Annotated in this window: 1 protein-coding gene; it reads left to right on the top strand. The window is 29.2% G+C overall.

Going from position 1 to position 1,292, the window contains the following annotated elements:
• The first annotated feature begins 86 nt into the window (after positions 1-86).
• A complete protein-coding gene (locus tag ACSSV5_RS12250) occupies positions 87-1,124 on the top strand; it encodes an IS5 family transposase (protein WP_454246100.1) in 1,038 nt (345 codons plus the stop codon).
• The last annotated feature ends 168 nt before the right edge of the window (positions 1,125-1,292 follow it).

Here is a 1,292-nt window from a genome sequence, read left to right on the forward strand (position 1 = left end):
AGGGAATCTCTAAAAACCAAATTTCACTAAAAAACATCAAAAATAATTATTTTATATGATTGATATTTAGTATTTTAGCTGGCATTATGAAGCGATATAAAAGACACAGAGATTACGGTTTTTTTGACCAAGATATTAGATTAAGTAAGTTATCTCAATTAGGAGATCCATTGGTTAAATTAGTCCAAAATATTGAATTTGAAATGTTTAGGGAAATAATTGAAGTAGGCTTATCAAAAGAAGCTAAAGGCAAAGGAGGTAGACCACCGTATGATTACATTTTGCTATTTAAAATTTTGATACTTCAACGCTATTATAATTTATCAGATGACCAGATAGAATACCAAATTAATGACCGTATGAGTTTTATGCGCTTCTTAAATCTTACTATTGCCGACGACATTCCCGATAGTAAAACGATATGGAATTTCAGAGATAAACTCATAGATTTAGACCTTATTGAACCTTGTTTTAACTTGTTTATAAAAGAATTAGAAAAGTTAGGCTTGATTGTAAATCAAGGTAAAATTGTTGACGCAAGCTTTATTGAAGTACCAAGACAGAGAAATTCCAAAGAAGAAAATGAACAAATTAAAAAAGGAGAAACACCCGAATCATTTGAAAATAATCCAAACAAAAAAAGACAGAAAGATATAGATGCAAAGTGGACAAAAAAGGGAGGTGGAAATTATTATGGTTATAAAAATCATGTAAAATCAGATTCTAAAAGCAAATTAATAGTAAAATATGAAATTACATCAGCAGCGGTTCATGATTCTCAAGTTGTTGACAATCTATTAGATGAGAAAGATAAAGAAGAAGATTTTTATGCTGACAGTGCATACACAGGAGAAGAACAAGAAAAAACCATTGCCAAATATGAGATGAAAAACAAAGTACATGAAAAAGGATATCGCAATAAGCCATTAACCGAAGAGCAAAAAGCTAGCAACACAAAAAAATCTAAAACCCGTGCAAGAGTTGAACACATATTTGGCTTCATGGAAATGAGTATGAATGGTATGTATATAAATAGTATTGGGATAAAACGAGCAAAAGGTATTGTAGGGCTTATGAATTTGACTTACAACTTCTTTAGAAAAATTCAATTACAAACCACCTAAATGGAGAACGTGCCTCTAAGCGAGATTGTAACAAAATTTAAAATATTGATTATCAAATAGTTGAGCTGAATATAAAAAATATGAATCAAAAAAAACATAAATCAAATTTTCAAAAAAAAATTAGAAAAGTTTAAAGAGAAAGAAATAAACGGTTTTTAGAAGTTACCT

Source organism: Psychroflexus sp. MBR-150, from assembly GCF_053628795.1.